Consider the following 24,980-nt stretch of genomic DNA (forward strand, 5'->3'; position numbering starts at 1 on the left):
GGCGGCAATTTTTATTATGGTTTAGCGGTTCTGCGGGCCGTTCTTCAGGATGACGTCATGGCTGCCGCCCTCGACAATGGAGGTGGAGGAAACGACGGTCAGGCGGGCTTTTTCCTGCAGCTCGGGGATGGAGAGCGCACCGCAGTTGCACATGGTAGAGCGCACCTTGTACAGCGTCGTCTGCACGCCGTCGGCCAAGGGGCCGGCGTAGGGCACGTAGGAATCGACGCCCTCCTCGAAGCTCAGCTTCTGGGCGCCGCCCAGGTCGTAGCGCTGCCAGTTGCGGGCGCGGTTGGAGCCCTCGCCCCAGTACTCCTTGACGTAGTTGCCGCCGACGCGCAGCTTGTTCGTCGGGGACTCGTCGAAGCGGGCGAAGTAGCGGCCCAGCATAACGAAGTCCGCACCCATGGCCAGCGCCAGCGTGATGTGGTAATCCTGCACGATGCCGCCGTCGGAGCAGATGGGGATGTAGACGCCGGTCTCCTTGTAGTACTCGTCGCGGGCCTTGGCGACCTCAATGACCGCCGTAGCCTGACCGCGTCCGATGCCCTTAGTCTCGCGGGTGATGCAGATGGAGCCGCCGCCGATGCCGATCTTGATGAAGTCTGCGCCGGCCTTGGCCAGGAACAGGAAGCCCTCACGGTCAACGACGTTGCCTGCACCGACCTTCACCTTGTCGCCGTAGTTCTCACGGATCCAGGCAATGGTGCGGGACTGCCACTCGCTGAAGCCCTCGGAGGAGTCGATGCAGAGCACATCCACACCGGCCTCTACCAGCGCGGGCACGCGCTCGGCGAAGTCGCGGGTGTTGATGCCCGCGCCGACAATGTAGCTCTTGTTCTCGTCGAGCAGTTCGTTGACGTTCTCCTTGTGGGAGTCATAGTCCTTGCGGAAAACCATATACTGCAGGTGGCCTTCCTCATCGACGAGCGGCAGGGAGTTGATCTTGTTGTCCCAGATGATGTCGTTGCAGTCATGCAGGCTGGTGGTGGCGGGGGCCGTGACCAGCTTGTCCAGCGGGGTCATGAACTCGGTGACCTTGAGGTCCATCGTCATGCGGGACAGGCGGTAGTCGCGGCTGGCCACGATGCCCAGCAGCTTGCCGTGGGCGGTGCCGTCGTCGGTGATAGCGACGGTGGAGTGACCGGTGCGGGTCTTGAGGTCGAGCACATCGCCCAAGGTAGCCTCCGGGGGCAGATTGGAGTCGGAGGTGACAAAGCCCTTCTTGTAGGCCTTGACGCGGCGGACCATATCGGCCTCCTGCTCAATGGTCTGGGAGCCGTAGATGAAGGAGACGCCGCCCTGCTTGGCCAGGGCAATCGCCAGCTTCTCACCGGAGACGGACTGCATGATGGCGGAGACCATCGGGATGTTCATTTCCAGCGGGCAGGCTTCCTCGCCCTTGCGGTACTTGACCAGCGGGGTTTTCAGGCTGACAGCCGTAGGGACGCACTCCGAGGAGGAGTAGCCGGGGACCAGCAGATATTCACCAAAGGTACGGGACGGCTCGGAAAAATAATATGCCATAATACACGCTCCTGACTTTCCTGTTTCGATGTTATTTGCTTATTAAAAAGATTGTACCACAACCGCGGACAAAATACAAAGTTTTCTGCGGAAATCTTTCTTGCACTGTCAAAACGAAAGTTGTGGATTTTGAACAATGGATTGGGTGTGTAGTATGACTTTGGGGCGGCTGGGCGGGCCGATGCGGGCATCGGCCCCTACAATACTGGATTACTGCGTCGTCGTCAGCACTACATCGCCCATCGGCGCGGTAAGGGTCACGCTGCGGGGCGCAGCGGCTGTTTGGGTGTAGGTGCTGCTCATCGTCCTGCCGTTGAACATCACATTCCCCATGGACGTTTGCAGGTCAAGCGCGTAATCGTCGGGCCTGCCGTCCACCGTCAGGTCAATATCGCCCATGGCAGCTTCGACTTTAGCGGTTTCAACGCCCGCCAGCAGCCCCAAATCAAAATCGCCCATTGAGATATTCGCCGTAAACTGCTCTGCCTGCACGGTGCTACCGGTAAAGTTGCCCATCGCCAGGTCTAAGTCGATGCTGTCGGCGGCGATGGTATTGCTGTTGTCAAATTCTGCATCGCCCATAGCGACAGTGATGGAGAGCCTTTTAAAATGGAAGGTATTCGCATCCGGCACGGACAGGACAAACTCAGGCCTGGGTCCCAGCTCTTTGCCGAGGTTGTAGTTGGCGGGCACCTTGTAGCTGACACGCACCGGGCTTGTGTTGTCGCCCGTGTTGGTAAAGGTGAACCAGTCCTGACGCAGGTTCGTGCAGGAAAGGGTCGGCTCCGCCGCACCACTGTCCACAACGACTGTGACCGCGCCGTAGTCGATGTCGAAGGTTATATTTTTGGCGTCGGCCAGACCGGTGGTGAAAACCATCTTCTCCAATGGCCTGCCGCTGTCCGCGTCCTCGGTGGCAGCGGTCCCGTTGTAAAAGTCCTCGTTGCGGACAAGACCGGATGCAGCAGTTTCTTCCTCCGTCGGCGCAACAACCATCGACGCCGTGCCGCCGCCGGGCTTTGCAAAACCCAGCACAAGGACGCCCAGCTGAATGAGCAGCGCCGCAACAATGACAACGGCGAAAATCAGCCACATGGTTTTTGCCCCGGGACCGTGCTTTTGGGGCCGGGCGGGCTGTGGGTCGGCGGCGGGCGGCTCCGGGGCGGCGGGCGGCACAGCACCGCCGCGTGCGCTCTCGGGTGCGGCAGGGTCGGCGTCCGGCGTCAGCCCCTCCCCTTCCAGAATCTTGCGGGCGGCCTCGGCAGGGTCGCCCAGCTCGGCGGCGGTGGCGTCCTCGTTGTCGGGGCCTGCGGCGTCGAAGTATTCCTCATAATAATTCAGTGCGTCGCGGCGCGCATCAGCAGGCAGGGCAGACAGCCGCTTTTCCAGCTCGGATAAGTACTCGTATTTTTTCATTGCTGCTCCCCCTTAAAGAGCTTGTTGATCTTTGTGGTGTAGGCTTCCCACTCGGCGGTAAACTCTGCCAGCCGTGCGCGGCCTGCGGGCGTGATTTGATAGTAGCGGCGGTTGCGGCCATTGAAGGCTTCGTCATGGACGGTCAGGCAGCCGTCCTTTTGCAGGCGGCGCAGCACCGGGTACAGCGTGGATTCCGACAGGTCCAGCACCGTGCGGACCTCCTGCGTGATCTTATAGCCGTAGGTGCCCGTTTTCTCCCGCCCGACGACAGCCAGCACAATGGCATCCAGCAGCCCCGCCGTGGTGTTGATGGCCATAGGGTGCCCCCTTTCCGGGTGTATGGTGTATAGGGTTATATATTATATAGCATATAATATTGTAGATTGCAATAGGCTGCCGCAGCAAAATTATGTAGGGGCGGACATGGTTCACCCCCGGTCTCGTGTGGCAGTACATACGCTTCCGCGCCGCCGCATAGTAGGGGCCGGACATGTCCGGCCCTGGCGCTATAAGGTATAGCCGCGTTTACGGGAAGGCCGCGGGCCGGGCATGCCCGGCCCCTACAGGGCTGCACGCCCGGAATCGCGCGGTTACCGCAGAGTCGGTAGACAAACAAGATTTGCCCGTCCGCCTTCACTTCTCTATTTCCTTATATAAATACCCCAGCGCGTCTCTCAGGCCGCCCAGCTCGTCTATGAGTCCCTCCTCCACGGCCTGCCGGCCATCCAGGACCGTGCCCATGTCCATGACCAGTTCCCCCGTATTGTGCATGAGCTGGGTGAACCGCCGGGCCGTTATTTTGGAGTGCTCCGTCACAAAGCTGACAATGCGTTCCTGCATCTGCTCAAAATAGCGCAGCGTCTGCGGCACGCCCAGCACCATGCCGGAGTGGCGCACCGGATGGACCGTCATTGTCGCGGTGGGCACAATAAAGCTGTGCCGCGCCGCGACGGCCAGCGGGATGCCGATGGAGTGCCCGCCGCCCAGCACCAGCGTGGCGCTCGGCTTGCTGACTCCCGCGATCAGCTCTGCCAGCGCCAGCCCGGCCTCCACGTCACCGCCGACAGTGTTCAAGATGACCAGCAGCCCCTCGATCTCGGGGTCCTCCTCAATGTCCACCAGTTGCGGGATGACGTGCTCATATTTTGTTGTTTTTTGCGCATCTGGCGAAAGGGTGTGCCCCTCGATCGTGCCGATGACCGTCAGGCAGTGGATGGCGTGGCGGCCCTTCGTCGCAGGCACAATGCCATCGTCGGTGATCAAATCGTGCTCCAGACGCTTCAGCGCGGCGTTTTCGGTGGGGTTTAGCTTGGGCCGGGCCTTGGCTTTGGGCTTTTTTGCGTTCGCTTCCATTCCTGCTCTCCTTATAACAAAAGTAGCTGCACAGACTAAGTCTGCGCAGCGGCATTGCAAAATATGCGCGGTTTCGGGTGACGGGTCAATGGTGTTTGTCGATGTTGTCAAAAAGTTTCAGGTTATTTTTGTACAGTCGTCTAATATTTGGAAAATCAGCCAAAAACTTAGACAAAAAATTGACAATTGGTGCGGCGCATTTTATAATAGTTATAAATGAGTATTGCAGATGTGAGGTAATCGAGCATGGCTGTTCAGAACAAGGTGTCGCTTCCGGTCATTAAGCGGCTGCCGAAATATTATCGTTATCTGACCAATCTTTCTGCCGACGGCAAGGACAAGATTTCGTCCAGCGAGCTGGCCCACATGATGGGCACCACCGCCAGCCAGGTGCGGCAGGATTTCAACTGCTTTGGCGGGTTCGGCCAGCAGGGCATCGGCTACAAGGTCGATGTGCTGCGCGCCGAGATCGGCAATCTGCTGTTTGGCGACGGCGAAAAGCTGCCTACCATTTTGGTCGGTGCCGGCCGTCTGGGTTCTGCGGTGTCCAGCTTCATCAGCCGCGACGCCAACGGCTACAAGCTGCTGGGCGTCTTTGACGTCAACCCCGACCTGATCGGGAAAGAAATGTGCGGCGTGCCTATTCTGCCGCTGAGTGACCTGGACAAATTCTGTGCGGAGCATCACCCCGAGGTGGCCGTGCTCTGCGTGCCGCGCCAGAGCGCCATGGATCTGGCCGGGGAACTGGTGAACCAGGGCATCAAGGGCTTCTGGAATTTCAGCCACTACGATCTGTCCGTGGAGTATCCCGACGTCACAGTGGAGAACGTCCACCTTGGCGACAGCCTGATGAGCCTTGGGTACAGGCTGAGAAATCAGGAAAAGTGATATCTCTATAAAAAGACCGCCTTGTAGGGGCCGCACATGTGCGGCCCTCAGCCTACTGGTTGACGCGCGATTGCGGGAAGGTTGAGGGCCGGGCATGCCCGGCCCCTACGGTTATCAATAAACCGATAAGGAGTCATCATGGCAAAGCTATATTTCCGATACGGCGCAATGAACAGCGGCAAGACTACCGCGCTCATGCAGGTCGCCTACAATTATAAAGAGCGCGGCATGCGCGTGCTGATCCTGAAGCCTGCCATTGACACCAAGGGGCAGGACTCCATCATCTCCCGCCTGGGCATCAGCTGCAAGGTCGATCAGCTGGTCACCCCCGAGATGGACGTTGTTGAACTGGTCAAGGCCAACGAGGCCGCCCATGGCAAAATTGCCTGTGTGCTCTGCGACGAGAGCCAGTTCTTCACGCCCGAGCAGGCCGACCAGCTGTTTCTGGTCACGGTGGACCTGGGTATTCCCGTTATCTGCTACGGTCTGCGGGCTGATTTCATGATGCGCGGCTTTCCCGGCTCGACGCGGCTTCTGGAAATTGCGCACACGATCGAGGAACTCAAAACGATTTGTGCCTGCGGACGCAAGGCCATCTGCAACGGGCGCAAGGTCAACGGCGAGTTTGTCTTTGAAGGTGCGCAGGTCGCCATCGACACGGTGGACGATGTGGAATACCAGAGCCTCTGCCCCCAGTGCTGGTACCGCGAGTACCGCGCATTTCTGGCTCGGCATCCCAAAAAGTAAATATTTTGCGCTGATTTTCCCGCCGGGTGCTGCCCGGTGGGATTTTTTTGTGTGATTCGCATCATTTTTCTGCAAATAGCGCACTTATCTTGCGCCGCACAGATTCAGATGCAATAATATTTGCAAAAACGCATGTTTTTTGCAACGATACTGCATATTTTGCGGTTTCCGGCGTATTCCAGTGTATTTTGCAAGGTAAAGATAGTTGCGTTTGCTGCGGTGTCCGCGGGCGGCGCAGGGGTGTACCTAGCAATATGCACAAACGCCATTTACAGTATTCGTAAGTTTTGACGGTGATGTCAAATTGGTTACAGCCAACATGGCAAGAATTGTACGTTTCCCTGCCGTAACGAACCAAAAAAGCTGTTTATTTTCTGTGAACGATTTGTTATCATATAGGCAAGCGAACAGCAGATGGTGTGGTACGGTATCCCGCACACAACGGTCTGCAAGAATAAATCGCACAGCAATTTTAGGAGGACAAAAACATGAAAAAGGCAATCTCTCTCGGTGTTGCCGCCGCCATGGCCGCCACTCTGCTGGCTGGCTGCGGCACGGCAGCCAGCAGCGCCGCTCCTTCCAGCGAGGCCGCAAGCACTGCGGACAGCACCACTGCCGAGTCTACTGCTGCTTCCGAAGCCGCTCCCAGCGAGGCCCACGAGATCAACACCACCGATCCCATTGAGCTGACCATCAGCTGGTGGGGCGGCGACTCCCGCCATGAGGCTTACCAGAAGGCTCTGGAAGCTTTCCACGAGAAGTACCCCAACATCACCGTTTCCCCCACCTACGGCGCATGGTCCGGCTGGGAGGAGAAGCAGTCCACCGCGCTGGCTGCCGATCAGGGTTCTGACGTCATGCAGGTCAACTGGAACTGGCTGTATCAGTACAGCCCCACGGGCGAGAAGTTCGTCGATCTGCGCGAGTACAGCGACGTCATCGACCTGAGCCAGTGGAGCGATACCGCCAAGAACGCCTGCATCGTTGCCGACAGCCTGCAGGCAGTGCCCATCTCGATGACCGGCCGTATCTTCTACTGGAACATGAACACCTTCAAGCAGGCTGGCATCGAGGCGGTTCCCACCTCTTATGATGATCTGATTGCCGCCGGCAAGGCCTTCCAGGAGAAGCTGGGCGATGATTACTATCCTCTGGCCATCGGTCAGTATGACCGCATGATCCTGATGACCTTCTACCTTGAGTCCAAGTACGGCAAGGCTTGGGTCGAGAACAACGAGTGCCAGTACACCGAGGAAGAGGTCGTTGACGGCCTGAACTTCATCAAGTCCCTCGAGGACAACCACGTTATCCCCACCCGTCCGACCATGATCGCTGCAGGCTTCGACTCCATCGATAAGTCTCAGGAATGGATCGACGGCAAGTACGCCGGCATCTTCGAGTGGGATTCTGCCCCCTCCAAGTACCAGTCTGCTCTGGCTGACAACTCCGGCTTCACCGTCGGTGAGGAGATCAAGTTCGGCGACAAGGCCAACGGCGGCTTCTCCAAGGTCTCCATGGGCATGGCCATCACCAAGTCCTGCCAGCATCCCGTTGAGGCTGCTGCCCTGATCGACTTCCTGTGGAACGGCGAGGGCGCTGCCATCATGGGTTCCGAGTGCGGCATCCCCGCCTCCACCGCCGGTCTGGCTGCCGCTCAGGCTGCTGACGCTGTGAAGCCTCTGGTCCTCGAGGCCAACACCAAGGTCCTGGCCTTCGTTGACATGCCGCTGGACCCGTACTACGAGTCCAGCAAGCTGAAGGACACCACCGACGGCGTTTACACTGATGTGTTCGACGGCTTCAGCTACGGCGACTACGACGCTGAGGAGGCTGCCGAGATCCTGCTGGACGGCGTTTCCGGTGTGCTGAGCGCCAACGCCTAAGAGCAATCGAAATCCTTTAAAAAGTAAAGTTTAGCCGGCTCCAGCCCCGTTATCACGCATGGCGGGGCCGGCTATTTATGTTAAAACGCAATACAGCAATTTGTCGATAGGAGGTTTTTGGATGAGCTCTGCAGCCCCCAAAACGGTTCAGCGCACCCCGTTCAAGCGCTGGTGCGACGAAAACACCGGTCTTTTCTTCCTGATTCCCTGGATCCTCGGTTTCCTGATTTTCAAGGCTTATCCGTTCGCCAGCTCTCTGGTGTACAGCTTTACTGACCTGAACTTCTTCAAGGGCATCAGCCAGTACGGCGTTATGAACTACGTTGAGATTTTCACCAGCCGCAAGACGGTCTCCGTCCTGCTGACCACCGTAAAGTATGCTTTCATCACGGTGCCCCTCAAGCTGGTCTTTGCGTTGTTCATCGCCTACATTCTGAACTTCAAGATCAAGTTCGTCAACCTGTTCCGTACCGTCTACTACATCCCGTCCATCCTGGGCGGCTCTGTGGCCATCGCCGTTCTGTGGCGTGCCCTGTTCAAGGATACCGGCGTCGTCAACACGATCCTCGGCTTCTTCGGCATTGCCGGTCCCGACTGGCTGGCTGACAAGACCTGGGCGCTGTTCGTCATCTGCCTGCTGCGTGTGTGGCAGTTCGGTTCTGCCATGGTCCTGTTCCTGGCTGCCCTGAAGGGTGTGCCTGCCGACCTGTACGAGGCCGCCACCATTGACGGTGCCTCCAAGACCAAGCAGTTCTTCTCGATCACCGTGCCGATGATCACCCCCGTTATCTTCTACAACCTCGTCACCCAGATCGCACAGGCGTTCCAGGAATTCAACGGCCCCTACATCATCACTCAGGGCGGCCCGCGCAATGCTACGACGCTTGTCTCCCTGCTGGTCTACAACTACGCCTTCAAGTCCAACGAGATGGGCATGGCGTGTGCGCTGGCTTGGGTCATGTTCATTGCCGTTGCCCTGCTGACTGTGATTGCCTTCACCAGCCAGAAGCACTGGGTCTACTACGCTGATTAAGGAGGAATGAAAAATGAAACTTTCTACCGCCCATAAAATCGGCCGTTTCTTCCAGTACTTTGTGCTGATCCTTGTCGGCGTCATCATGATCTACCCGCTGGTCTGGATGGTGGGTGCCACCTTCAAGTCCAACGCCGAGATCTTCGCCGGCATCGGCTTCCTGACCGCGAACCCCACGCTGCAGGGCTACATTGACGCCGTCACCCAGAACTACGGCGGCGACATCAGCATCTGGCGCGCCTTCATCAACACCTACAGCTTCGTTATCCCCAAGGTCATCTTCACCGTTATCAGCTCGGTCATTGCCGCTTACGGCTTCAGCCGCTTTAAGTTCAAAGGCCGCGATATGCTGTTCGGCATCATGATCTCCACCCTGTTCCTGCCGCAGGTCGTTCTGAACGTTCCCCAGTACCTGATGTACAACTCCTTCGGCTGGATCAACAGCCCCTTCTACCTGCCCCTGTGGGTGCCCACCCTGTTTGCGACGGAGACTTACTTCGTCTACCAGCTGGTCCAGTTCATGCGCAGCATCCCCCACGATCTGGACGAGGCTGCCGCCATCGACGGCTGCGGCCCGGTCAAGATCCTGTACAAGATCATCGCCCCGATGCTGAGCCCCTCTCTGGTGGCCTGCGGTCTGTTCCAGTTCATGTGGAGCTGCAACGACTACATGGGTCCCCTGCTTTACGTCCAGACCCCCAGCAAGTACCCGATGTCCATCTTCGTCAAGCTGTCCATGGATGCTGACAGCGGTTTCAACTGGAACCGTATCCTGGCACTGTCCCTGATCTCCATCATCCCGCAGTTGGTCGTTTTCTTCTGCGCACAGGATGCCTTCATCGACGGCATCTCCGCCGGCGCCGTGAAGGGCTAAACGCCGCTTTGGCAGTCCAAAATCTATTGTAGCACACGGCTGCCCCGTACCACAGGAATGGGGTACGGGGCAGCCTTTATTTTGAAAACCGGACTCCCCTGCCCTGGCGGGCGGAGGGGTTGTATGATAGAGAGCCTTCCCCGGAGGGGAAGGTGGCCGAGGCTCCGCCCGAGGCCGGATGAGGCGAGACTGTACCGCTATTACCCGTATACGGGCTGCGGCTGCAAGGTTTGCCCTCATCAGTCCGCTGCGCGGACAGCTTCCCCCGATGGGGAAGCCTAATGAAAAAGCGCCCCTTGCGGAGCGCTTCCCTGTTCTTACTTATTCACTCTCTTATAATACTGCCGGTACTGCTGGGGCGAAAGGCCCGTGGCATCTTTAAAGACGCGGCGGAAATGCGCCGTCGTCATAAAGCCGGTCTTTTCCGCAATGTCCGAGATGCTCTCGTTCGACTTCTCAATGAGGTTCTGCGCGGCCTTGATGCGCACGCCGTTGATATACTCGATGAGCGAGAGGTTGATGGACTTCTTGAAAAGGCGGCTCAGATAATACGGGCTGATATAGAACTGACTGGCGATGCCGGTCAGGGTCAGCTTCTCGGCGTAGTGCTCGGCGATATAGGCCTGGATCTGATCCACAATGTGGTTGCTGACGCGGCCATTCTCGCCGCCCTGCTCCTGCTGCTGGCGGCAGAGATCCTTGAGCTCCAGCAAAAGCGTGGCCAGCAGCATCTTGCGCAGTGCATCGGATTCCGGGGAGGTTTCCTCCTGCAGGGCCAGCAGCTGCTGCAGCAGGCCCTGGATGTGGTTCTGCTGCTTGACTGTGATATTTGACAGCAGGTGGTTATGCTCCTCACTCAAGAAGGAGAAGAAGTCCACCTCCGGGAAGATGTCCATAATTTTGTCGAGGTACTCGCGGCTGAAATTCATCACGATACGGCTCGAGGCTGTGTCGCCGAGCGAGGCAGTCTTGTGGATCTGGTTTTCACCGATCAGCACCACACATCCCGCGTTGACGATATAGGCGGCATCCTCAATAAAATAGCGGCGGCTGCCCTCTATCTCATAATAGATCTCGTATTTATGATGGATATGGAAGCTGGCCATCTCATACCCGGAGTCACGGTCCACGCGGTCAATAAAAAAGTCAACGTGGGGCGAGTAGACATATTCCGAAACCATAACGCTGCTCCTCACTGCCGTGGTGCGGGGCACCCGGCGATTGGTTATTGTTGTCTTTTTTAGAATAGCACATTTTTTGCTGTTTTTCAAACTATTTTTATACTATTTTTGAACACTTGGGGGTTCACACATGAAAATCACGCTTGTACGTTCTATGGCGCGCAGCGCAGTGTTTGAGCTGGTCAACTCCGGCTGCTACCGCGCCCCGGCTCCTTATACAGTCTCATTGGACGGCGCCACAGTCTGTGGGGGCGATACGAATGTGTTCTCACTCTATTCGCTGGATCCGGGCCGCAGCTACACGCTGGCCGTCACCCTTGACGGCGTGACCGATACGCTGGACTTTACCACCGCGGAGGAGAGCTTCTTCGTGGATGCCTCCCGCTACGGCCTCGTCGCCGACGGCGTGACCGACAACACAGCCAAGTTGCAGGCGGCGCTGTCCACCTGCCCCGCGGGCGGCACGGTCTACGTGCCCGCCGGCACCTACCGCACCCAAAGCCTGTTTTTGCAGAGCAGCACGACGCTGTATCTCGAAAAGGGCTGCACGCTGCTGGGCGGCACCAACCGCACTGACTACCCCATTCTGCCCGGTGTTCTCCCCTGCCATAACGAGAAGGACGAGCACTACCTCGGTCTGTGGGAGGGCAACCCGCTGGACAGCTTTGCGGGTCTTATCAACGTCATCAACGCCGAGAACGTGACGATCACCGGCGAGGGCACGATTGACGCCAACGCCCAGAACGGCGACTGGTACCAGAACCCGAAGAAAAATAATATTGCCTGGCGTCCGCGCCTGTTCTTCACCAGCGGTGCCAAAAACGTCGTGCTGCACGGCGTTCTGGTCTGCAACAGCTATTCCTGGACCATCCACCCGACCTACTCCGAGAATGTGGACATCCTGAACATCCGCATCCGCAACAGTTCCACAAGCCCCAACACCGACGGCATCGACCCCGAGAGCTGCAAGAATGTCAACATCATCGGCAACCATGTACACGTCGGTGACGACTGCATCGCGCTGAAATCCGGTAAGCTGTTCTTAGGCATGAAGCTGCATGTTCCCTGTGAGAACGTTATCATCCGCAACTGCTGCCTGAGCCGCGGCCACGGCGGCCTTGTCATCGGCAGCGAGATGAGCGGCGGCGTCAAGAACGTCACCGTGACCCAGTGCCTGATGGACCATACGGACCGGGGTCTGCGTGTCAAGACCCGCCGCGGGCGCGGCAAGTACGCCATCATCGACGGGCTGGTATTCCGTGACGTCGTTATGGATGGCGTGCTGGCGCCGTTTGTCATCAACATGTTCTATTTCTGCGACCCCGATGGCCGCAGCGACTATGTGCAGACCCACGAGGCCCTGCCTGTCGACGAGATGACCCCGACACTGGGCACGCTGGAGATGGAAAACATCACGGCCACCGACGCCCAGTACGCAGGCTGTTGGTTCAGCGGCCTGCCCGAGCACCCGATCGAGGGTGTCAAGATGCACAACGTAAAAATCAGCTTTGCACCGGACGCTAAAGCCGGTCAGGCCGCCATGATGTGCGGCGCGGATGCCTCCTGCAAGGTGGGCGTCCATGCCGAGAACGTGCATAAAATTGAGCTGCACAACGTTGCGATTACCGGCTACGAGGGTGAGCGCCTGCAACTGACAAACGTAGATAGCTTTGAGGAGGACTGAGCCATGACCCATGAAGAGATTCTGACCACGCTGGGCCATTACGTGGACTACCTGATCGCAGGCTCCACCGCCGAGGCACCGCTCTGGAACATCGAGAAGGTCCGCAGCGGCAAGCCCAACAAGTGGAATTACATCGACGGCTGCATGATCACTGCCTGCCTGAGCCTGTACAAGACTACCGGCGACGAGAAGTTTTTGGACTTCTCCAAGAAGTTTCTGGACTACTTTGTCAAGGACAACGGCGTCATTGAGACCTACGACCCCGCCGAGTACAATCTGGACAACGTCAACCAGGGCAAAAACCTGTTTACGCTGTACGACCTGACCGGCGACCAGCGCTACCGCGACGCCATTGAGACGATCCGCGGCCAGCTGGAGACCCAGCCCCGCACGAAGGAGGGCAACTTCTGGCACAAGAAGATCTATCCCAACCAGGTCTGGCTGGACGGCACTTACATGGCCCAGCCCTTCTACATGGAGTATGAGACACGCTGCAACGGGATGCACGGCTGCATTGACAGCTACAAGCAGTTCATGAACATCCAGAAGCACATGAAGGACGCCAAGACCGGCCTGTACTACCACGGCTACGACGAGAGCCGCGAGATGTACTGGGCGAACCCCGAGACCGGCTGCAGCGCCAACTTCTGGCTGCGCGCCATGGGCTGGTTCCTGGTGGCCATGGTAGACACGTTGGAGCGGATGGACAACCAGCTTTACTACGAGTACCGCGCCATCATGGCAATGCTGAAGGACGCGGTGGACGCGATGATCGCCTTCCAGGATGCCGAGAGCGGCATGTTCTGGCAGGTCGTAGACAAGGCCGGGGTCGAAGGCAACTACCTTGAGACCTCCGGCAGCGCACTGTTCGCCTACGCCGTGCTCAAGGGCGTGCGTCTGGGCTACCTGCCCAAGCGCTACACGGCCTACGGTGAGAAGGCGTTCTACGGCACCTGTGACCGCCATCTGGGCGTGGGCGCGGACGGCGCTTTGCAGCTTGGCGGCATCTGTCTGGTGGCCGGTCTCGGCGGCGCGACCCGCCGCGATGGCAGTCTGGCGTACTATTTCAGTGAGCCCATCGTCGAGAACGACGCCAAGGGCGTAGGCCCGCTGCTGCTGGCCTACACGGAAATTCTGGCCGCACAAAAGCAGTAAGGAGGGCACACTATGCCGAAATTTATCGTCGGTGCCCGCCTGCACGACTACGGCAAGGGCAGCCCGGACGAGCTGTTCGGGCGCGTTGCCGCCGACGGCTTTGCCGCTGTGCAGCTGGCCTATAAAAAGTGTGTGCCGTCCGTCAGGAGCTATGCGGACGTGACCGACGCGCTGGTTGCCGAGACCGTCGCCGCCGAAAAGGCGCACAGCATTCAGGTGGCCGTGCTGGGAACCTACGTGGAGCTGGCCATCAACGACGAGAGCCGTTTGAAGAATGCGTCGGACTTCAAGAGCCAGCTGGCCGTCTGCAAGGCGCTGGGTGCCGGGTGCATCGGCACCGAGACGACCAGCATGGAAAAGCAGCCTGCCGGTACGACCCGCGAGGAAGCGCAGGAGCTGCTCTGCCGCAGTCTGGCGGACATTCTGCCCGCCGCCGAGGCCCTGGGCGTGACCGTCGCCGTAGAGCCTGTGACCTACCACAGTATGAACTCCGCCGCCGCGACGCGGCATATTTTGGACACGATGCGCAGCCCGAACCTGAAGGTCATCTTTGACATGAGCAATCTGGTGGATGCCGGGAACGTCGGCGCGCAGGACCGCATCTGGAACGACGTGGGCGAGCTGCTGGGCGACCAGATCGTGGCCGTCCACTTCAAGGGGCAGGCCTTTGCGCCGGACGGCGGGCTGCTCCACACGAGCCTGGAGGACAGCCTGACCGACTACGCGGGTGCATTCGCCATGCTGCGGCAGCTGCCGCAGGACGCTCTGCCCGTGCTGCGTGAGGAGGCTGTGCCAGCCCGCGCTGGCAACGATATTGCATTTATGAGAGGATTTTTTGCATGACAGAAACGGAACGCAAAACATTGGTCGTTGACGAGAGCGGCGCGGGCGACTACCGCACGCTGACCGAGGCCGTTGCTGCCTGTGCGGCCACGCCGGACGAGCCGGTGCGGTTCTACATCAGGCACGGCATCTACGAGGAACGGCCCTTCATTGTGCTGGCGGACTATGTCATCGAGGGCGAGTACCGCAACGCGACAGTTATCACGGCGTCTGTGGGCGGGCGTGACCCGTGGCCGGGCGAGGTCAAGACCGGCACCTTCCGCAGCGCAACGCTGTTTCTGGGCGGCGGCAGGGCCGTTGTGCGCAACCTGACCGTGCAGAACAACGCCGGGGACGGCGCAAAGGCCGGTCAGGCACTGGCCGTCTACGCCGACGCAAGCCGCGTGCTGATGGAGAATGTAAACCTCTACGGCAACCAGGACACGCTGTTCACCGCTCCCCTGCCCCTGCAGGAGCGCGAGAAGAACGGCTTCCGCGGCCCGCGGGAGAGCACGCCCCGACTGGACACCGTGCAGTACTACAAAAACTGCACGATCCGCGGCAACATCGACTTTATCTTTGGCGGTGCAAACGCTGTGTTCGACACCTGCCGCCTTGAGCCGTGGCACCACATCAGCGGCACCTGTTATATCACGGCTCCCAGCACGCCCGCAGGCAAGCCCGGCTACCTGTTTGTGAACTGCACCGTGCAGGGCAGCTGTGCGCCCGGCAGCGTCTATCTGGGCCGCCCCTGGCGCGCGGACGCGGCCTGCTACTGGCTGGACTGCGCGTTGAGCGACGAGGTCTGCGCCGACGGCTGGGACAACTGGCGTGACCCCGAGAACGAAAAGACCGCCCGCTTTGGTGAGCACGGTTCCACCGGCCCCGGCAGCGCCGCCAAGCGCGCCTTTGGCAGCGTGGATGACGACAACGAAGCGAACGCCCAGCGGGAGATGTACGCGCGGGTAAAAGCGGAATTTGGCGTGGAATAAGGCATAGAAAAAGCGGCAGACCGTTTGTGGTCTGCCGCCTTTTGCTTTCCTAGGCCTTCCCCTTTTACTGTGCGCTCGTCTCGCCGCCCTCGACCACGAGGCTGTCCTCATAGTCAGTGCCGTAGGTGTCAACGAGAGTGGCCTCATAGTCGGCGTGGAAGAAATTTTCCTTGCCCAGAGCCTTGATCTCGTCGTTGATGGCATTCAGCAGCGTCTCATTGCCCTTGCTGACGGCGGGGGCAATCGTGTCCTGGCTGCCCAGGGACGGGATGCCGACAGTGTAGCCGTGGTTCTGGCTGGCAAACGCAATGACCTCGGTGTTGTCGTTGGCCCAGGCCACACCGCCGTTCTCCATCGCGCTCTTGGCCGTGGCGTAGGAGTCATACTTCTGCAGCGGGATGTCAGGATAGTTCTGGGTCAGGTAGGTCTCTGCAGTAGTGCCGGAGATGACGATCATCTGGTCATCGGCGTTCCAGCTGTCCAGCGACGTGATGACGTTGGAGTCCGGGGAAACGACGCCCAGTGCAACGTTCATGTAGGGCAGCGCAAAATCGACCTCCTCGGCACGCTCCGGCGTGACCGTGAAGTTGGCCAGAATGACATCGACCTTGCCGGTCTGCAGGTACTCGATGCGGTTGGCGGCCTCGGTGGAGACGTAGTTCACCTTGACGCCCAGATCCTCGGCCAGGCGGTTGGCAAAGTAGATGTCATAGCCCTGATACTCGCCGTTTTCATCGACGTAGCCGAACGGGTTCTTGTCAGAGAAAACGCCGATATTGATCGTGCCGTCCGCCTTGATCTCGTCCAGCGTGCGGTAAACAACACCGTCGGCGGATGCCGAGGTCGAGGCAGTGCCCGTGGAGGCGCTGCTGCCGCAGGCGGCCAGAGACAGGCTCAGGGTTGCGGCCAGGGCCGCGGCGGTCAATTTGGTTGCTTTTTTCATGGTGATATCCTCCTTTTTTCGTCTTTCGTTTTCCTCTATGTATTTCTTTCCACAAAAGAGAATCTATGTTGTAGGGGCGGGCATTGCCCGCCCGCTGCCCGATTGCCTGCATTAAGAGGCCAACCGGACAATGCTTGGCTGCGTATAGCTGCACGGGCGAGCAGTGCTCGCCCCTACTATCTTTGTGCCATTTACGGGGGATCACTTCACACTGTCAAAGGTGAAGGTGCGCAGGAACTTCTGCGCGCGCTCTGTCTTGGGGTGGTCGAAGAACGCCTCCGGCGTGCTCTCCTCGACGATTTTGCCGCCGTCCAGGAAAATGACACGATCCGCAATCGCGCGGGCAAACTGCATCTCGTGGGTGACAATGATCATCGTGCGGCCCTGCTTCGCCAAATCGAGCATAACGTCCAGCACCTCGCGGACCATTTCGGGGTCAAGGGCTGCAGTCACTTCATCGAACAACAAAATTTCAGGGTGCATCGCCAGTGCGCGGACGATGGCAACGCGCTGCTTCTGGCCGCCGGACAGCTCCCGCGGGTAGCTCCTGGCCTTGTTCAGCAGGTTCACGCGGTCCAGCAGGGCCTCGGCTTCCTTCTGTACCTCGTCTTTGGGACGCTTGGCCACCTTGAGCGGAGCCAGCATAACGTTGTCCAGCACGGTCAGATGCGGGAACAGCTCATAGCTCTGGAATACCATGCCGATGCGCTGGCGCAGACTCGTCAGCCCCTTGCCGCCGTAGGCAACAGTCTCATTGCCCAGACGGACGCGCCCGCTCTGGGTGGGCTCCAGCGCGTTGATGCAGCGCAGCAGCGTGCTCTTGCCGCAGCCGCTGGGGCCTACCACCACGACGACCTCGCCGGGACGGACGGAAAAGCTGACGTCATCCAGCACGGTATTTTCCCCATAGCCCTTGACCAGATGCTCTACGGTCAAAATCGGTTCTGCCATGGTTCCTTACCTCCATTTTTTCTCTAAGTACGATGCCAGCAGGCTGATGGGCCAGCAGGTGAGGAAATACAGCAGGAACACGACCAGATAGATGCCGAATGCAGCGTTCGGGCTGGCCATGCGGTTGGCCTCAATGATCTGCTGCGCGACCTTCAGCACCTCGACGACACCGATCATCAGCACAAGGCTGGTGGTCTTGATCATACGAGTGATCAGGTTGATGCTCAACGGGATCAGGCGGCGCACCGTCTGCGGAATGATGATGTACCAATAGGTCTGCGCCTTCGTCAGGCCCAGCGCCTCGCTGCTCTCATACTGGTGCTTCGGGATGGAGATCAGCGCGCCTCTCACAAGGTCGCTCATCTCTGCCGTGCCCCACAGCACAAACACGACGACGGATGCCGTCTCGCCCGAGAGGTCCCAGCCCCACGCGCGGGTCGTGCCGAAAAACACAAGGAACAGCAGCACCATCTGCGGCATAATGCGGATGATTTCGAGATAAACCCGCAGGATGGCTTTTACAACGGGGTTTTTGCCGCTCATCAGCACGCCCAGCAGGATGCCCAGCGGGATGCTGATGGCGACGGAAAGCAGGCTGATGCGCAGGGCCACCCACAGGCCGCCCAGCAGGCGGGCCATGTTTTTGCCCTTGAGCAGTACGTTAAGCCCCAAATCCGGCATAGCGCAGCCTCCTTTCCAGCAGAGACCCCAGCAGCGAAACCGGGAGCAGGATCAGCAGGTAAAAGACCACAAGAAGGAACAGGCTCTCGGTGGTTTTGTAGTACAGGCCGATGAGGTCCTTCGCCGTGAACATCAGGTCCATCAGGCTGATAGCGCTGAACACGCTGGTTTCCTTTAAAAGGAAAATGACATTGGCAACGAACGCCGGGACGCTGGTGGACATAGCCTGCGGCAGGATGACGTAGCGCATCGTCTGCATCCGGTCCATGCCAAGGCTGTAGGCGCTCTCGGTCTGGATCGGCTCGATGGATTCCAGCCCGCTGCGGAACGCCTCTACCATGTAGCTGCCGCCCAGAAACGCCAGACCTGCAATGCCGCAGACCGCAGCGTCAGTCCTGATGCCGATCTTCGGCAAACCATAATAGATGAAAAACAACTGGACCAGGAGCGGCGTGTTGCGGCTGAGCTGGATGTAAAAGCCGACGACGCGGCGCAGCACAGACACCTTATAATACTGGACCAGTGCGCAGACCAGCCCGATGACAATAGCCAGCGCGATACCTGCCAGCCCCAGACGCAGGGTCAGCCACGCCGCTTTTTCAAACAGCGGCAGGTACTGTGCGACCACATTCCAATCCACAAAAGTCTCCCCTTCCCTATCGGGTCACGAACAAATTTAGGGCAATACCGCATAATTCTAAGTGCCGATACGGCGAGCGAGGTGCGGCAGCTGCTAAGCCAAAAGCGCAGATAATACTTTGTGCTGCAAAGGTGAGCGCCGCCAGTGGCGGATGCAGCGAACCGAAGCAGGGGCAGCGGTCGCAGAGTGCGAGGGGCTTTTGCCCCGAAGCACGATGCGGGTACCGCAACCCGACATTATCGAGCATTTTGGCAACGCAGATGCCGTGCCGCAGCCGCCGGAGCGGTGCTTAAGCCGTAAGGCGGGAATTATGCGGTGTTGCCTTAGGCACAAAAAAATCCGGGCCTTCTCTGCGAGGGTTCCCGGACAAAGGTCAGGTTCAACACATGGGGGTTCTGGTAGGCCCCACAGACCATGCCCGGTGACAGCGCATACGACAACAACACATAGCGGACATAGCGGTATTCCCCTTTCCTGTTTTTGGTTTGCATTGTTCAAACCCGATGCCAGTATAATATACCTATATACCTAGAATGTCAATAGGTTTTTGGCTTTTTATTTGGCTTTTTCTGCAAAATAATTGCGCCGCGTTTGTGTAGAGTGCACAAACGCGGCGCAATGTGTTTTATGACGTGGGGGCGCACCAAAAAAGGGCGCTGCCCTTGCGGACAGCGCCCTTTGTATTGCTTTTCAGAGCAAGAAATTACTTCTCGATCTTGGAAACAACGCCGGAACCAACGGTGTGGCCGCCCTCGCGGATAGCAAAACGCAGGCCCTCTTCCATGGCAACGGGGGTGATCAGCTCAACATGCATATCGACGTTGTCGCCGGGCATGCACATCTCGGTGCCCTCGGGCAGGGTGATGATGCCGGTAACGTCGGTGGTGCGGAAGTAGAACTGAGGACGATAGTTGTTGAAGAACGGGGTATGACGGCCGCCCTCTTCCTTCTTCAGGACGTAAACGTGGCCGTCGAAGGTGGTGTGGGGATGAACAGAGCCGGGCTGGCACAGGCACTGGCCACGCTCGATCTGGTCACGGTCAACGCCACGCAGCAGGGCGCCGATGTTATCGCCAGCCTGAGCGAACTCCAGGCTCTTGCGGAACATCTCGAGGCCGGTGATGGTGGTGGTCATCTTCTCTTCCTTGATACCGACGATCTCCATCTGGTCGCCGACGTGGGCAGTACCACGCTCGACACGACCGGTGGCGACGGTGCCACGGCCAGAAATGGTCATGACGTCCTCAACGGGCATCAGGAAGGGCTTGTCAGCAGCACGATCAGGAGTGGGGATGTAGCTGTCAACAGCGTCCATCAGCTCCCAAATGCACTTGTACTCGGGGGCGTTGGGATCGGTGCTGGTGGACTCCAGAGCCTTCAGAGCAGAACCACGGATGATGGGGGTGTTGTCGCCATCGAAGTCGTACTCGCTCAGCAGCTCACGGATCTCCATCTCGACCAGATCCAGCAGCTCCTCGTCGTCGACCATGTCGCACTTGTTCATGAAGACAACGATCTTGGGCACGCCGACCTGACGGGCGAGCAGGATGTGCTCACGGGTCTGGGGCATGGGACCATCGGTAGCAGCGACGACCAGGATAGCGCCGTCCATCTGAGCAGCACCGGTGATCATGTTCTTGATGTAGTCAGCATGGCCCGGGCAGTCAACGTGGGCGTAGTGACGCTTCTCGGTGTGGTACTCAACGTGAGCGGTGTTGATCGTGATACCACGAGCCTTCTCCTCGGGAGCCTTGTCGATGCTGGAGTAATCCATGAAGTCGGCGTCGCCCTTCAGAGCCAGAGTCTTGGTGATGGCAGCGGTCAGAGTGGTCTTGCCGTGGTCAACGTGACCGATGGTGCCAATGTTGACGTGCTCCAAAGAGCGGTCAAATTTTTCCTTTTCAGCCATTGGAAGTGTCCTCCTTTAATTAAAACATATTGGTAGTCTTGCGTAAGACTATCATACAAAATTTAAAGAGAAATTGCAAGTCTATTTTATGAAGTATGACTTATAAAATCAGACTTTGTGAGCGCGCTCGGCCATGATCTTGTCGGCAACGCTCTTGGGAACCTGCTGATACTCATCAGGCTCCATGGAGTACTGGCCACGGCCCTGGGTCTTGGAACGCAGGTCGGTGGCGTAGCCGAACATCTCGGACAGAGGAACCATAGCAGTCACGCGGGCGGTACCGTCCTGGGACTCCTGGTTGGTGATCTGGCCGCGGCGGCTGTTCAGGTCGCCGATAACGTTGCCCATGTACTCATCGGGCACGATAACATTGACCTTCATGATGGGCTCCATGATGACGGGATCGCACTTCTTCATGGCATCCTTGAATGCCATAGAACCAGCGATGGAGAACGCCATTTCAGAGGAGTCGACCTCATGATAAGAACCATCCCACAAGGTGACCTTGACATCAACGACGGGATAGCCGGCGAGAACACCGGACTTCATCGCGCCCTGGATACCATTGTCAACAGCGGGGATATATTCCTTCGGGATAGCGCCGCCAACGACACCGTTGACGAACTCATAACCCTTGCCGGGGTTGGGCTCCAGCTTGATCTTAACGTGACCATACTGGCCCTTACCGCCGGACTGGCGGGCGTACTTGGTCTCCTGGTTGGCTTCCTTGCGAATGGTCTCGCGGTAAGCAACCTGGGGAGCGCCAACGTTGGCCTCGACCTTAAACTCACGGAGCAGACGGTCAACGATGATCTCCAGATGGAGCTCGCCCATGCCGGCGATGATCGTCTGGCCGGTCTCCTCATCGGTCCAGGTGCGGAAGGTCGGGTCTTCTTCAGCGAGCTTTGCCAGCGCAATGCCCATCTTCTCAGAGCCGGCCTTGGTCTTGGGCTCGATGGCAACGCGGATAACGGGCTCCGGGAAGTTCATGGACTCCAGAATGATGGGGTGCTTCTCGTCGCACAGCGTGTCACCGGTGGTGGTATTCTTCAGACCGACAGCAGCCGCAATATCGCCCGCGTAAACGGTGTCGATGTCCTTACGGTTGTTGGCGTGCATCTGCAGGATACGGCCGATACGCTCGTTGTTATCCTTGACAGAGTTGTAGACGGTGGTGCCTGCGTCCAGCGTACCGGAGTACACACGGAAGAAGCAGAGCTTACCGACATACGGGTCAGTCATGATCTTGAAGGCCAGAGCTGCGAACGGCTGGTCGTCGGAGGAGATACGATCCTCCTCCTCGCCGGTCTCGGGGTTGGTGCCCTTGATGGCTGCAACGTCGGTAGGAGCCGGCATGTAGTCAACAATGGCATCCAGCAGCTTCTGAACGCCGCGGTTCTTGTAGGAGGAGCCGCAGACAACGGGAACGATCTCGTTAGAGATGGTAGCCTTACGCAGAGCAGCCTTGATTTCTTCCTTGGTCAGCTCTTCGCCTTCCAGGTACTTCATCATGAGCTCTTCGTCGGTCTCGGCAACAGCCTCGATCAGCTTGTCATGGTACTCCTGAGCCTTCTCCTGCATATCCTCGGGGATAGGCTCAACGCGGACGTCATTGCCCATGTCATCATAGTAGATGTCAGCCTGCATATCGATCAGGTCGATAATACCCTTGAAGGTATCCTCCTGACCGACGGGCAGCTGGATGGGCACACCGTTGGCGTGCAGACGATCATGGAGCATCTGAACGCAGCGGTAGAAATCGGCACCCATGGTGTCCATCTTGTTGACGTACACCATGCGGGGAACCTTGTACTCGTCAGCCTGACGCCAAACGGTCTCAGACTGCGGCTCAACACCGCCCTTAGCGGCCAGAACGGTAACGGAACCGTCCAGAACACGCAGAGAACGCTGAACCTCAACAGTGAAGTCAACGTGACCCGGGGTGTCGATGATGTTGATACGATGGCGGTTCTTCTTGAAGAGAGCCGGATCGTGCTGGGTCTCGGTATGGCTCCAATAGCAGGTGGTAGCAGCGGAAGTGATGGTGATACCACGCTCCTGCTCCTGTTCCATCCAGTCCATCGTAGCAGCGCCGTCATGAACCTCACCGATCTTATGGTTGATACCGGTGTAGTACAGGATGCGCTCGGTGGTGGTGGTCTTACCTGCGTCGATGTGGGCCATGATACCGATGTTACGGGTCATTTGCAGAGATACATCTCTCGGCGTAGCCATGGCTTATACCTCCTCGACAGCGAATCAATAACGATAGTGGGCAAAAGCCTTGTTGGCCTCGGCCATCTTGTGCGTATCCTCGCGCTTCTTGACAGAGCCGCCGACACCGTTGGTGGCGTCGATGATCTCAGCAGCCAGACGAGCAGACATGGTCTTCTCGCCACGGGCGCGGCTGTAAGCGGTCAGCCAGCGCAGGCCGAGGGTCTCGCGGCGGGCAGGGCTAACTTCCAGAGGAACCTGATAGTTAGCGCCGCCGACACGGCGGGTCTTGCACTCGAGGTTAGGCATGATGTTCTCCATTGCCTTCTCGAACATCTCGAGCGGGTCGTTGCCGGTCTTTTCCTTCACGATGTCGAATGCATCGTAAACGATCTCCTGCGCAACACCTTTCTTGCCATCCAGCATGATGTAGTTGACCAGGCGGGTGACAACCTTGGAATTGTAAATAGGATCGGCCAGAACTTCGCGTTTCGCGACATTACCTCTTCTGGGCATCTTTCTTCCCTCCTTCACATAAATGATATCATCGGTACTCGAAAGTTAAGAAACTCCCGTTGTGCCACAAAAAAGGCGTTGGCCTATTTTATGGCGAAAAGATGTTTCCTTACTTCTTGGCACCGGCCTTGGGGCGCTTAGCACCGTATTTGCTGCGGGCCTGATTACGGTTCGCAACACCCTGGGTATCCAGAGTACCACGGATGATGTGGTAACGGACACCGGGCAGATCCTTGACACGACCGCCGCGGATCAGAACAACGCTGTGCTCCTGCAGGTTATGGCCGATACCGGGAATGTAAGAGGTGACCTCGATACCATTCGTCAGGCGGACACGGGCAACTTTACGCAGAGCAGAGTTAGGCTTCTTGGGGGTCATGGTACGCACGGCAGTGCAGACACCACGCTTCTGCGGGCTGTTGAGGTTGGTGTACTCCTTTTTCTGGGAGTTGTAGCTCTTCAGAAGGGCAGGCGCGGTGCTCTTTTTGACCAGAACCTCACGGCCTTTGCGCACGAGCTGGTTAAAAGTAGGCATTTCTTTTCTCCTTTCTTCACTTATTCACGCGCTTTTTGCAGGTCGTCCGGCCAGATGGCCGCACTATACCCCGCATCTCACGCAATGATTATATTACAGCATCCCGGCCGGAATGTCAAGAGTATTGCCAAAAAAATCTTGAAAAAATCGTGCAATACGGAGAATTTTTCATTTCTGAAGCAAAATGTGCAAATCTTGCGCCGGTTTGGGCGGCAGCGTTGCATTTTGGTAAGTCCGCGCATAGAATGAAGCGGACCGTCTCCCCCCGCCGCCGCGCGGCCGGCTGCCGTCCGTGCGCGTTTTGTCTATTTACCAGAGACAAATATACATTTTGCACAAAAACAAGCCGTCAGATTCATGGACTTGACGAGTCGATTTCTGTTGCATTGTGTCCCCCGCTTTGCTATAATGAAGATACAGACAAAACCGGAACAGTTCCGGCCATGCAAGTTCTGACGCTACATTTTTGAGGAGGTCCTGACAATGAAGAAACTGCTTGCTATCCTGATTTCCCTGTGCATGGTATCCGCCTTCGCTGTACCTGTTTTTGCAGATGCCAACAGCGATTATATCGCCGCCGTCAAGGCCTACCAGGCTCAGATCGCCGCGAAGGAAGCCGCCTACACTGCAGCGGTGGATGCTTATTCCAAGAATGCAAAGGCCAAGGCAGACGCCGACAGCGCCGCAATTCTGAAGGCCGCCAAGGCTGCCCAGGCGAAGGCCGATGCAGACTGTCTGGCCGTCATCGCCGCGGGCAAGGCTGCCCAGTCCCAGGCTGACGCGCGCGTCGCCGCGGTAATTGCCGCAGGCAAGGCCACGCAGGCCAAGGCTGATGCACGCGAGGCCGCCTATGCGAAGGCCGTGAAGGCGTATCAGGATCAGATCGCCGCACGTGAGGCCGCATACATCAAGGCCGTGCTGGGCAAGTAATTCTACCTTATTATAATAGGAGCGGAGCGCCGGGAAAGGCGCTCCGCTTTTTTGTTGCTATTTTCTTGCCTCCATCTGCGAGGGAGGTGGCCCCGCAGGGCCGGTG

At 58.2% G+C, this 24,980-nt stretch carries 23 protein-coding genes; 10 read left to right on the forward strand and 13 right to left on the reverse strand.

What is annotated here, in order from left to right; all coding sequences use genetic code 11:
- Window positions 1-21: 21 nt before the first annotated feature.
- The 4 genes from B5D32_RS06295 to B5D32_RS06310 all read right to left on the reverse strand — a co-directional run bounded on the left by B5D32_RS06295 (window position 22) and on the right by B5D32_RS06310 (window position 4,296).
- Window positions 22-1,527: an IMP dehydrogenase gene (locus B5D32_RS06295; RefSeq protein ID WP_078784231.1), complete on the reverse strand. Its 1,506-nt coding sequence runs from the start codon at window positions 1,525-1,527 to the stop codon at window positions 22-24.
- Window positions 1,528-1,737: 210 nt separating this feature from the next.
- Window positions 1,738-2,943 (reverse strand): HAAS signaling domain-containing protein, encoded by a 1,206-nt coding sequence (locus B5D32_RS06300; protein ID WP_078784232.1) that lies wholly within the window; start codon window positions 2,941-2,943, stop codon window positions 1,738-1,740.
- Complete coding sequence (locus B5D32_RS06305; protein ID WP_078784233.1) at window positions 2,940-3,260, reverse strand: PadR family transcriptional regulator; 321 nt, start codon at window positions 3,258-3,260, stop codon at window positions 2,940-2,942. Before B5D32_RS06305 ends, B5D32_RS06300 begins: the two co-directional genes overlap by 4 nt.
- A 316-nt stretch (window positions 3,261-3,576) precedes the next feature.
- A complete protein-coding gene (locus tag B5D32_RS06310) occupies window positions 3,577-4,296 on the reverse strand; it encodes a ClpP family protease (RefSeq protein WP_227594053.1) in 720 nt (239 codons plus the stop codon).
- Between the two features lie 246 nt (window positions 4,297-4,542).
- Here B5D32_RS06310 and B5D32_RS06315 point away from each other — a divergent pair, with 246 nt between their 5' ends.
- From B5D32_RS06315 to B5D32_RS06335, 5 genes are all read left to right on the forward strand, one after another.
- Window positions 4,543-5,184: a redox-sensing transcriptional repressor Rex gene (locus tag B5D32_RS06315; protein WP_078784234.1), complete on the forward strand. Its 642-nt coding sequence runs from the start codon at window positions 4,543-4,545 to the stop codon at window positions 5,182-5,184.
- Window positions 5,185-5,322: 138 nt separating this feature from the next.
- Window positions 5,323-5,931: a thymidine kinase gene (locus B5D32_RS06320; RefSeq protein ID WP_078784235.1), complete on the forward strand. Its 609-nt coding sequence runs from the start codon at window positions 5,323-5,325 to the stop codon at window positions 5,929-5,931.
- A gap of 488 nt (window positions 5,932-6,419) precedes the next feature.
- Complete coding sequence (locus B5D32_RS06325; protein WP_078784236.1) at window positions 6,420-7,814, forward strand: ABC transporter substrate-binding protein; 1,395 nt, start codon at window positions 6,420-6,422, stop codon at window positions 7,812-7,814.
- Between the two features lie 121 nt (window positions 7,815-7,935).
- Window positions 7,936-8,847 carry a carbohydrate ABC transporter permease gene (locus B5D32_RS06330; RefSeq protein ID WP_078784237.1) on the forward strand — a complete coding sequence of 304 codons (912 nt, stop codon included), beginning with the start codon at window positions 7,936-7,938 and terminating at the stop codon, window positions 8,845-8,847.
- 13 nt (window positions 8,848-8,860) lie between these two features.
- A complete protein-coding gene (locus tag B5D32_RS06335; protein WP_078784238.1) occupies window positions 8,861-9,721 on the forward strand; it encodes a carbohydrate ABC transporter permease in 861 nt (286 codons plus the stop codon).
- A 317-nt stretch (window positions 9,722-10,038) separates the two neighbouring features.
- Here the strand turns inward: B5D32_RS06335 and B5D32_RS06340 are convergent, their stop codons facing one another.
- The gene (locus tag B5D32_RS06340) at window positions 10,039-10,902 is read right to left on the reverse strand and encodes an AraC family transcriptional regulator (RefSeq protein WP_078784239.1); all 864 of its coding nucleotides are present in this window, start codon (window positions 10,900-10,902) and stop codon (window positions 10,039-10,041) included.
- Between the two features lie 130 nt (window positions 10,903-11,032).
- Here B5D32_RS06340 and B5D32_RS06345 point away from each other — a divergent pair, with 130 nt between their 5' ends.
- The 4 genes from B5D32_RS06345 to B5D32_RS06360 are packed head-to-tail and all read left to right on the forward strand — an operon-like array spanning window position 11,033 to window position 15,555.
- Window positions 11,033-12,586, forward strand: coding sequence for a glycoside hydrolase family 28 protein (locus B5D32_RS06345; RefSeq protein WP_078784240.1), 1,554 nt, complete (start codon window positions 11,033-11,035; stop codon window positions 12,584-12,586).
- Between the two features lie 3 nt (window positions 12,587-12,589).
- Window positions 12,590-13,741 carry a glycoside hydrolase family 88/105 protein gene (locus tag B5D32_RS06350; protein ID WP_078784241.1) on the forward strand — a complete coding sequence of 384 codons (1,152 nt, stop codon included), beginning with the start codon at window positions 12,590-12,592 and terminating at the stop codon, window positions 13,739-13,741.
- Window positions 13,742-13,753: 12 nt separating this feature from the next.
- Window positions 13,754-14,584 (forward strand): sugar phosphate isomerase/epimerase family protein, encoded by an 831-nt coding sequence (locus B5D32_RS06355; protein WP_078784242.1) that lies wholly within the window; start codon window positions 13,754-13,756, stop codon window positions 14,582-14,584.
- On the forward strand, window positions 14,581-15,555 hold the full coding sequence (locus B5D32_RS06360; RefSeq protein ID WP_078784243.1) for a pectinesterase family protein: 975 nt from the start codon (window positions 14,581-14,583) through the stop codon (window positions 15,553-15,555). The genes B5D32_RS06355 and B5D32_RS06360 overlap by 4 nt, the downstream gene beginning before the upstream one ends.
- A 64-nt stretch (window positions 15,556-15,619) precedes the next feature.
- Here the strand turns inward: B5D32_RS06360 and B5D32_RS06365 are convergent, their stop codons facing one another.
- The 8 genes from B5D32_RS06365 to rpsL all read right to left on the reverse strand — a co-directional run bounded on the left by B5D32_RS06365 (window position 15,620) and on the right by rpsL (window position 23,944).
- Window positions 15,620-16,498, reverse strand: coding sequence for a transporter substrate-binding domain-containing protein (locus B5D32_RS06365; RefSeq protein WP_078784244.1), 879 nt, complete (start codon window positions 16,496-16,498; stop codon window positions 15,620-15,622).
- A gap of 201 nt (window positions 16,499-16,699) precedes the next feature.
- Window positions 16,700-17,449 carry an amino acid ABC transporter ATP-binding protein gene (locus B5D32_RS06370; protein ID WP_078784245.1) on the reverse strand — a complete coding sequence of 250 codons (750 nt, stop codon included), beginning with the start codon at window positions 17,447-17,449 and terminating at the stop codon, window positions 16,700-16,702.
- Between the two features lie 6 nt (window positions 17,450-17,455).
- Complete coding sequence (locus tag B5D32_RS06375) at window positions 17,456-18,130, reverse strand: amino acid ABC transporter permease (protein ID WP_078784246.1); 675 nt, start codon at window positions 18,128-18,130, stop codon at window positions 17,456-17,458.
- Window positions 18,111-18,770, reverse strand: coding sequence for an amino acid ABC transporter permease (locus B5D32_RS06380; protein WP_078784247.1), 660 nt, complete (start codon window positions 18,768-18,770; stop codon window positions 18,111-18,113). The genes B5D32_RS06375 and B5D32_RS06380 overlap by 20 nt, the downstream gene beginning before the upstream one ends.
- 703 nt (window positions 18,771-19,473) lie before the next feature.
- Entirely contained in the window at window positions 19,474-20,679 is a 1,206-nt protein-coding gene (tuf, locus tag B5D32_RS06385; protein WP_078784248.1) for an elongation factor Tu, read from the reverse strand.
- A 108-nt stretch (window positions 20,680-20,787) separates the two neighbouring features.
- The gene (fusA, locus tag B5D32_RS06390; RefSeq protein ID WP_078784249.1) at window positions 20,788-22,914 is read right to left on the reverse strand and encodes an elongation factor G; all 2,127 of its coding nucleotides are present in this window, start codon (window positions 22,912-22,914) and stop codon (window positions 20,788-20,790) included.
- Window positions 22,915-22,938: 24 nt separating this feature from the next.
- On the reverse strand, window positions 22,939-23,409 hold the full coding sequence (gene rpsG, locus B5D32_RS06395) for a 30S ribosomal protein S7 (RefSeq protein WP_078784250.1): 471 nt from the start codon (window positions 23,407-23,409) through the stop codon (window positions 22,939-22,941).
- Between the two features lie 109 nt (window positions 23,410-23,518).
- Window positions 23,519-23,944 (reverse strand): 30S ribosomal protein S12, encoded by a 426-nt coding sequence (rpsL, locus tag B5D32_RS06400; protein ID WP_078784251.1) that lies wholly within the window; start codon window positions 23,942-23,944, stop codon window positions 23,519-23,521.
- Window positions 23,945-24,427: 483 nt separating this feature from the next.
- Between rpsL and B5D32_RS06405 the strand changes: the two genes are divergently transcribed.
- Window positions 24,428-24,874: a hypothetical protein gene (locus B5D32_RS06405; protein ID WP_078784252.1), complete on the forward strand. Its 447-nt coding sequence runs from the start codon at window positions 24,428-24,430 to the stop codon at window positions 24,872-24,874.
- Window positions 24,875-24,980 lie beyond the last annotated feature (106 nt).

Origin of the sequence: Gemmiger formicilis, assembly GCF_900167555.1 — a bacterium.
Lineage (GTDB): Bacteria > Bacillota > Clostridia > Oscillospirales > Ruminococcaceae > Gemmiger > Gemmiger formicilis.

What these genes read in the sequence shown, in the direction of transcription:
- B5D32_RS06345 (WP_078784240.1), top strand. Translation starts at nt 11,033, where the DNA reads ATGAAAATCACGCTTGTACGTTCTATGGCGCGCAGCGCAGTGTTTGAG.
- B5D32_RS06365 (WP_078784244.1), bottom strand. Translation starts at nt 16,498, where the DNA reads ATGAAAAAAGCAACCAAATTGACCGCCGCGGCCCTGGCCGCAACCCTG.
- rpsG (WP_078784250.1), bottom strand. Translation starts at nt 23,409, where the DNA reads ATGCCCAGAAGAGGTAATGTCGCGAAACGCGAAGTTCTGGCCGATCCT.
- fusA (WP_078784249.1), bottom strand. Translation starts at nt 22,914, where the DNA reads ATGGCTACGCCGAGAGATGTATCTCTGCAAATGACCCGTAACATCGGT.
- B5D32_RS06355 (WP_078784242.1), top strand. Translation starts at nt 13,754, where the DNA reads ATGCCGAAATTTATCGTCGGTGCCCGCCTGCACGACTACGGCAAGGGC.
- tuf (WP_078784248.1), bottom strand. Translation starts at nt 20,679, where the DNA reads ATGGCTGAAAAGGAAAAATTTGACCGCTCTTTGGAGCACGTCAACATT.
- B5D32_RS06295 (WP_078784231.1), bottom strand. Translation starts at nt 1,527, where the DNA reads ATGGCATATTATTTTTCCGAGCCGTCCCGTACCTTTGGTGAATATCTG.
- B5D32_RS06370 (WP_078784245.1), bottom strand. Translation starts at nt 17,449, where the DNA reads ATGGCAGAACCGATTTTGACCGTAGAGCATCTGGTCAAGGGCTATGGG.
- B5D32_RS06340 (WP_078784239.1), bottom strand. Translation starts at nt 10,902, where the DNA reads ATGGTTTCGGAATATGTCTACTCGCCCCACGTTGACTTTTTTATTGAC.
- B5D32_RS06330 (WP_078784237.1), top strand. Translation starts at nt 7,936, where the DNA reads ATGAGCTCTGCAGCCCCCAAAACGGTTCAGCGCACCCCGTTCAAGCGC.
- B5D32_RS06320 (WP_078784235.1), top strand. Translation starts at nt 5,323, where the DNA reads ATGGCAAAGCTATATTTCCGATACGGCGCAATGAACAGCGGCAAGACT.
- B5D32_RS06325 (WP_078784236.1), top strand. Translation starts at nt 6,420, where the DNA reads ATGAAAAAGGCAATCTCTCTCGGTGTTGCCGCCGCCATGGCCGCCACT.
- B5D32_RS06335 (WP_078784238.1), top strand. Translation starts at nt 8,861, where the DNA reads ATGAAACTTTCTACCGCCCATAAAATCGGCCGTTTCTTCCAGTACTTT.
- B5D32_RS06360 (WP_078784243.1), top strand. Translation starts at nt 14,581, where the DNA reads ATGACAGAAACGGAACGCAAAACATTGGTCGTTGACGAGAGCGGCGCG.
- rpsL (WP_078784251.1), bottom strand. Translation starts at nt 23,944, where the DNA reads ATGCCTACTTTTAACCAGCTCGTGCGCAAAGGCCGTGAGGTTCTGGTC.
- B5D32_RS06405 (WP_078784252.1), top strand. Translation starts at nt 24,428, where the DNA reads ATGAAGAAACTGCTTGCTATCCTGATTTCCCTGTGCATGGTATCCGCC.
- B5D32_RS06315 (WP_078784234.1), top strand. Translation starts at nt 4,543, where the DNA reads ATGGCTGTTCAGAACAAGGTGTCGCTTCCGGTCATTAAGCGGCTGCCG.
- B5D32_RS06305 (WP_078784233.1), bottom strand. Translation starts at nt 3,260, where the DNA reads ATGGCCATCAACACCACGGCGGGGCTGCTGGATGCCATTGTGCTGGCT.
- B5D32_RS06300 (WP_078784232.1), bottom strand. Translation starts at nt 2,943, where the DNA reads ATGAAAAAATACGAGTACTTATCCGAGCTGGAAAAGCGGCTGTCTGCC.
- B5D32_RS06350 (WP_078784241.1), top strand. Translation starts at nt 12,590, where the DNA reads ATGACCCATGAAGAGATTCTGACCACGCTGGGCCATTACGTGGACTAC.
- B5D32_RS06310 (WP_227594053.1), bottom strand. Translation starts at nt 4,296, where the DNA reads ATGGAAGCGAACGCAAAAAAGCCCAAAGCCAAGGCCCGGCCCAAGCTA.
- B5D32_RS06375 (WP_078784246.1), bottom strand. Translation starts at nt 18,130, where the DNA reads ATGCCGGATTTGGGGCTTAACGTACTGCTCAAGGGCAAAAACATGGCC.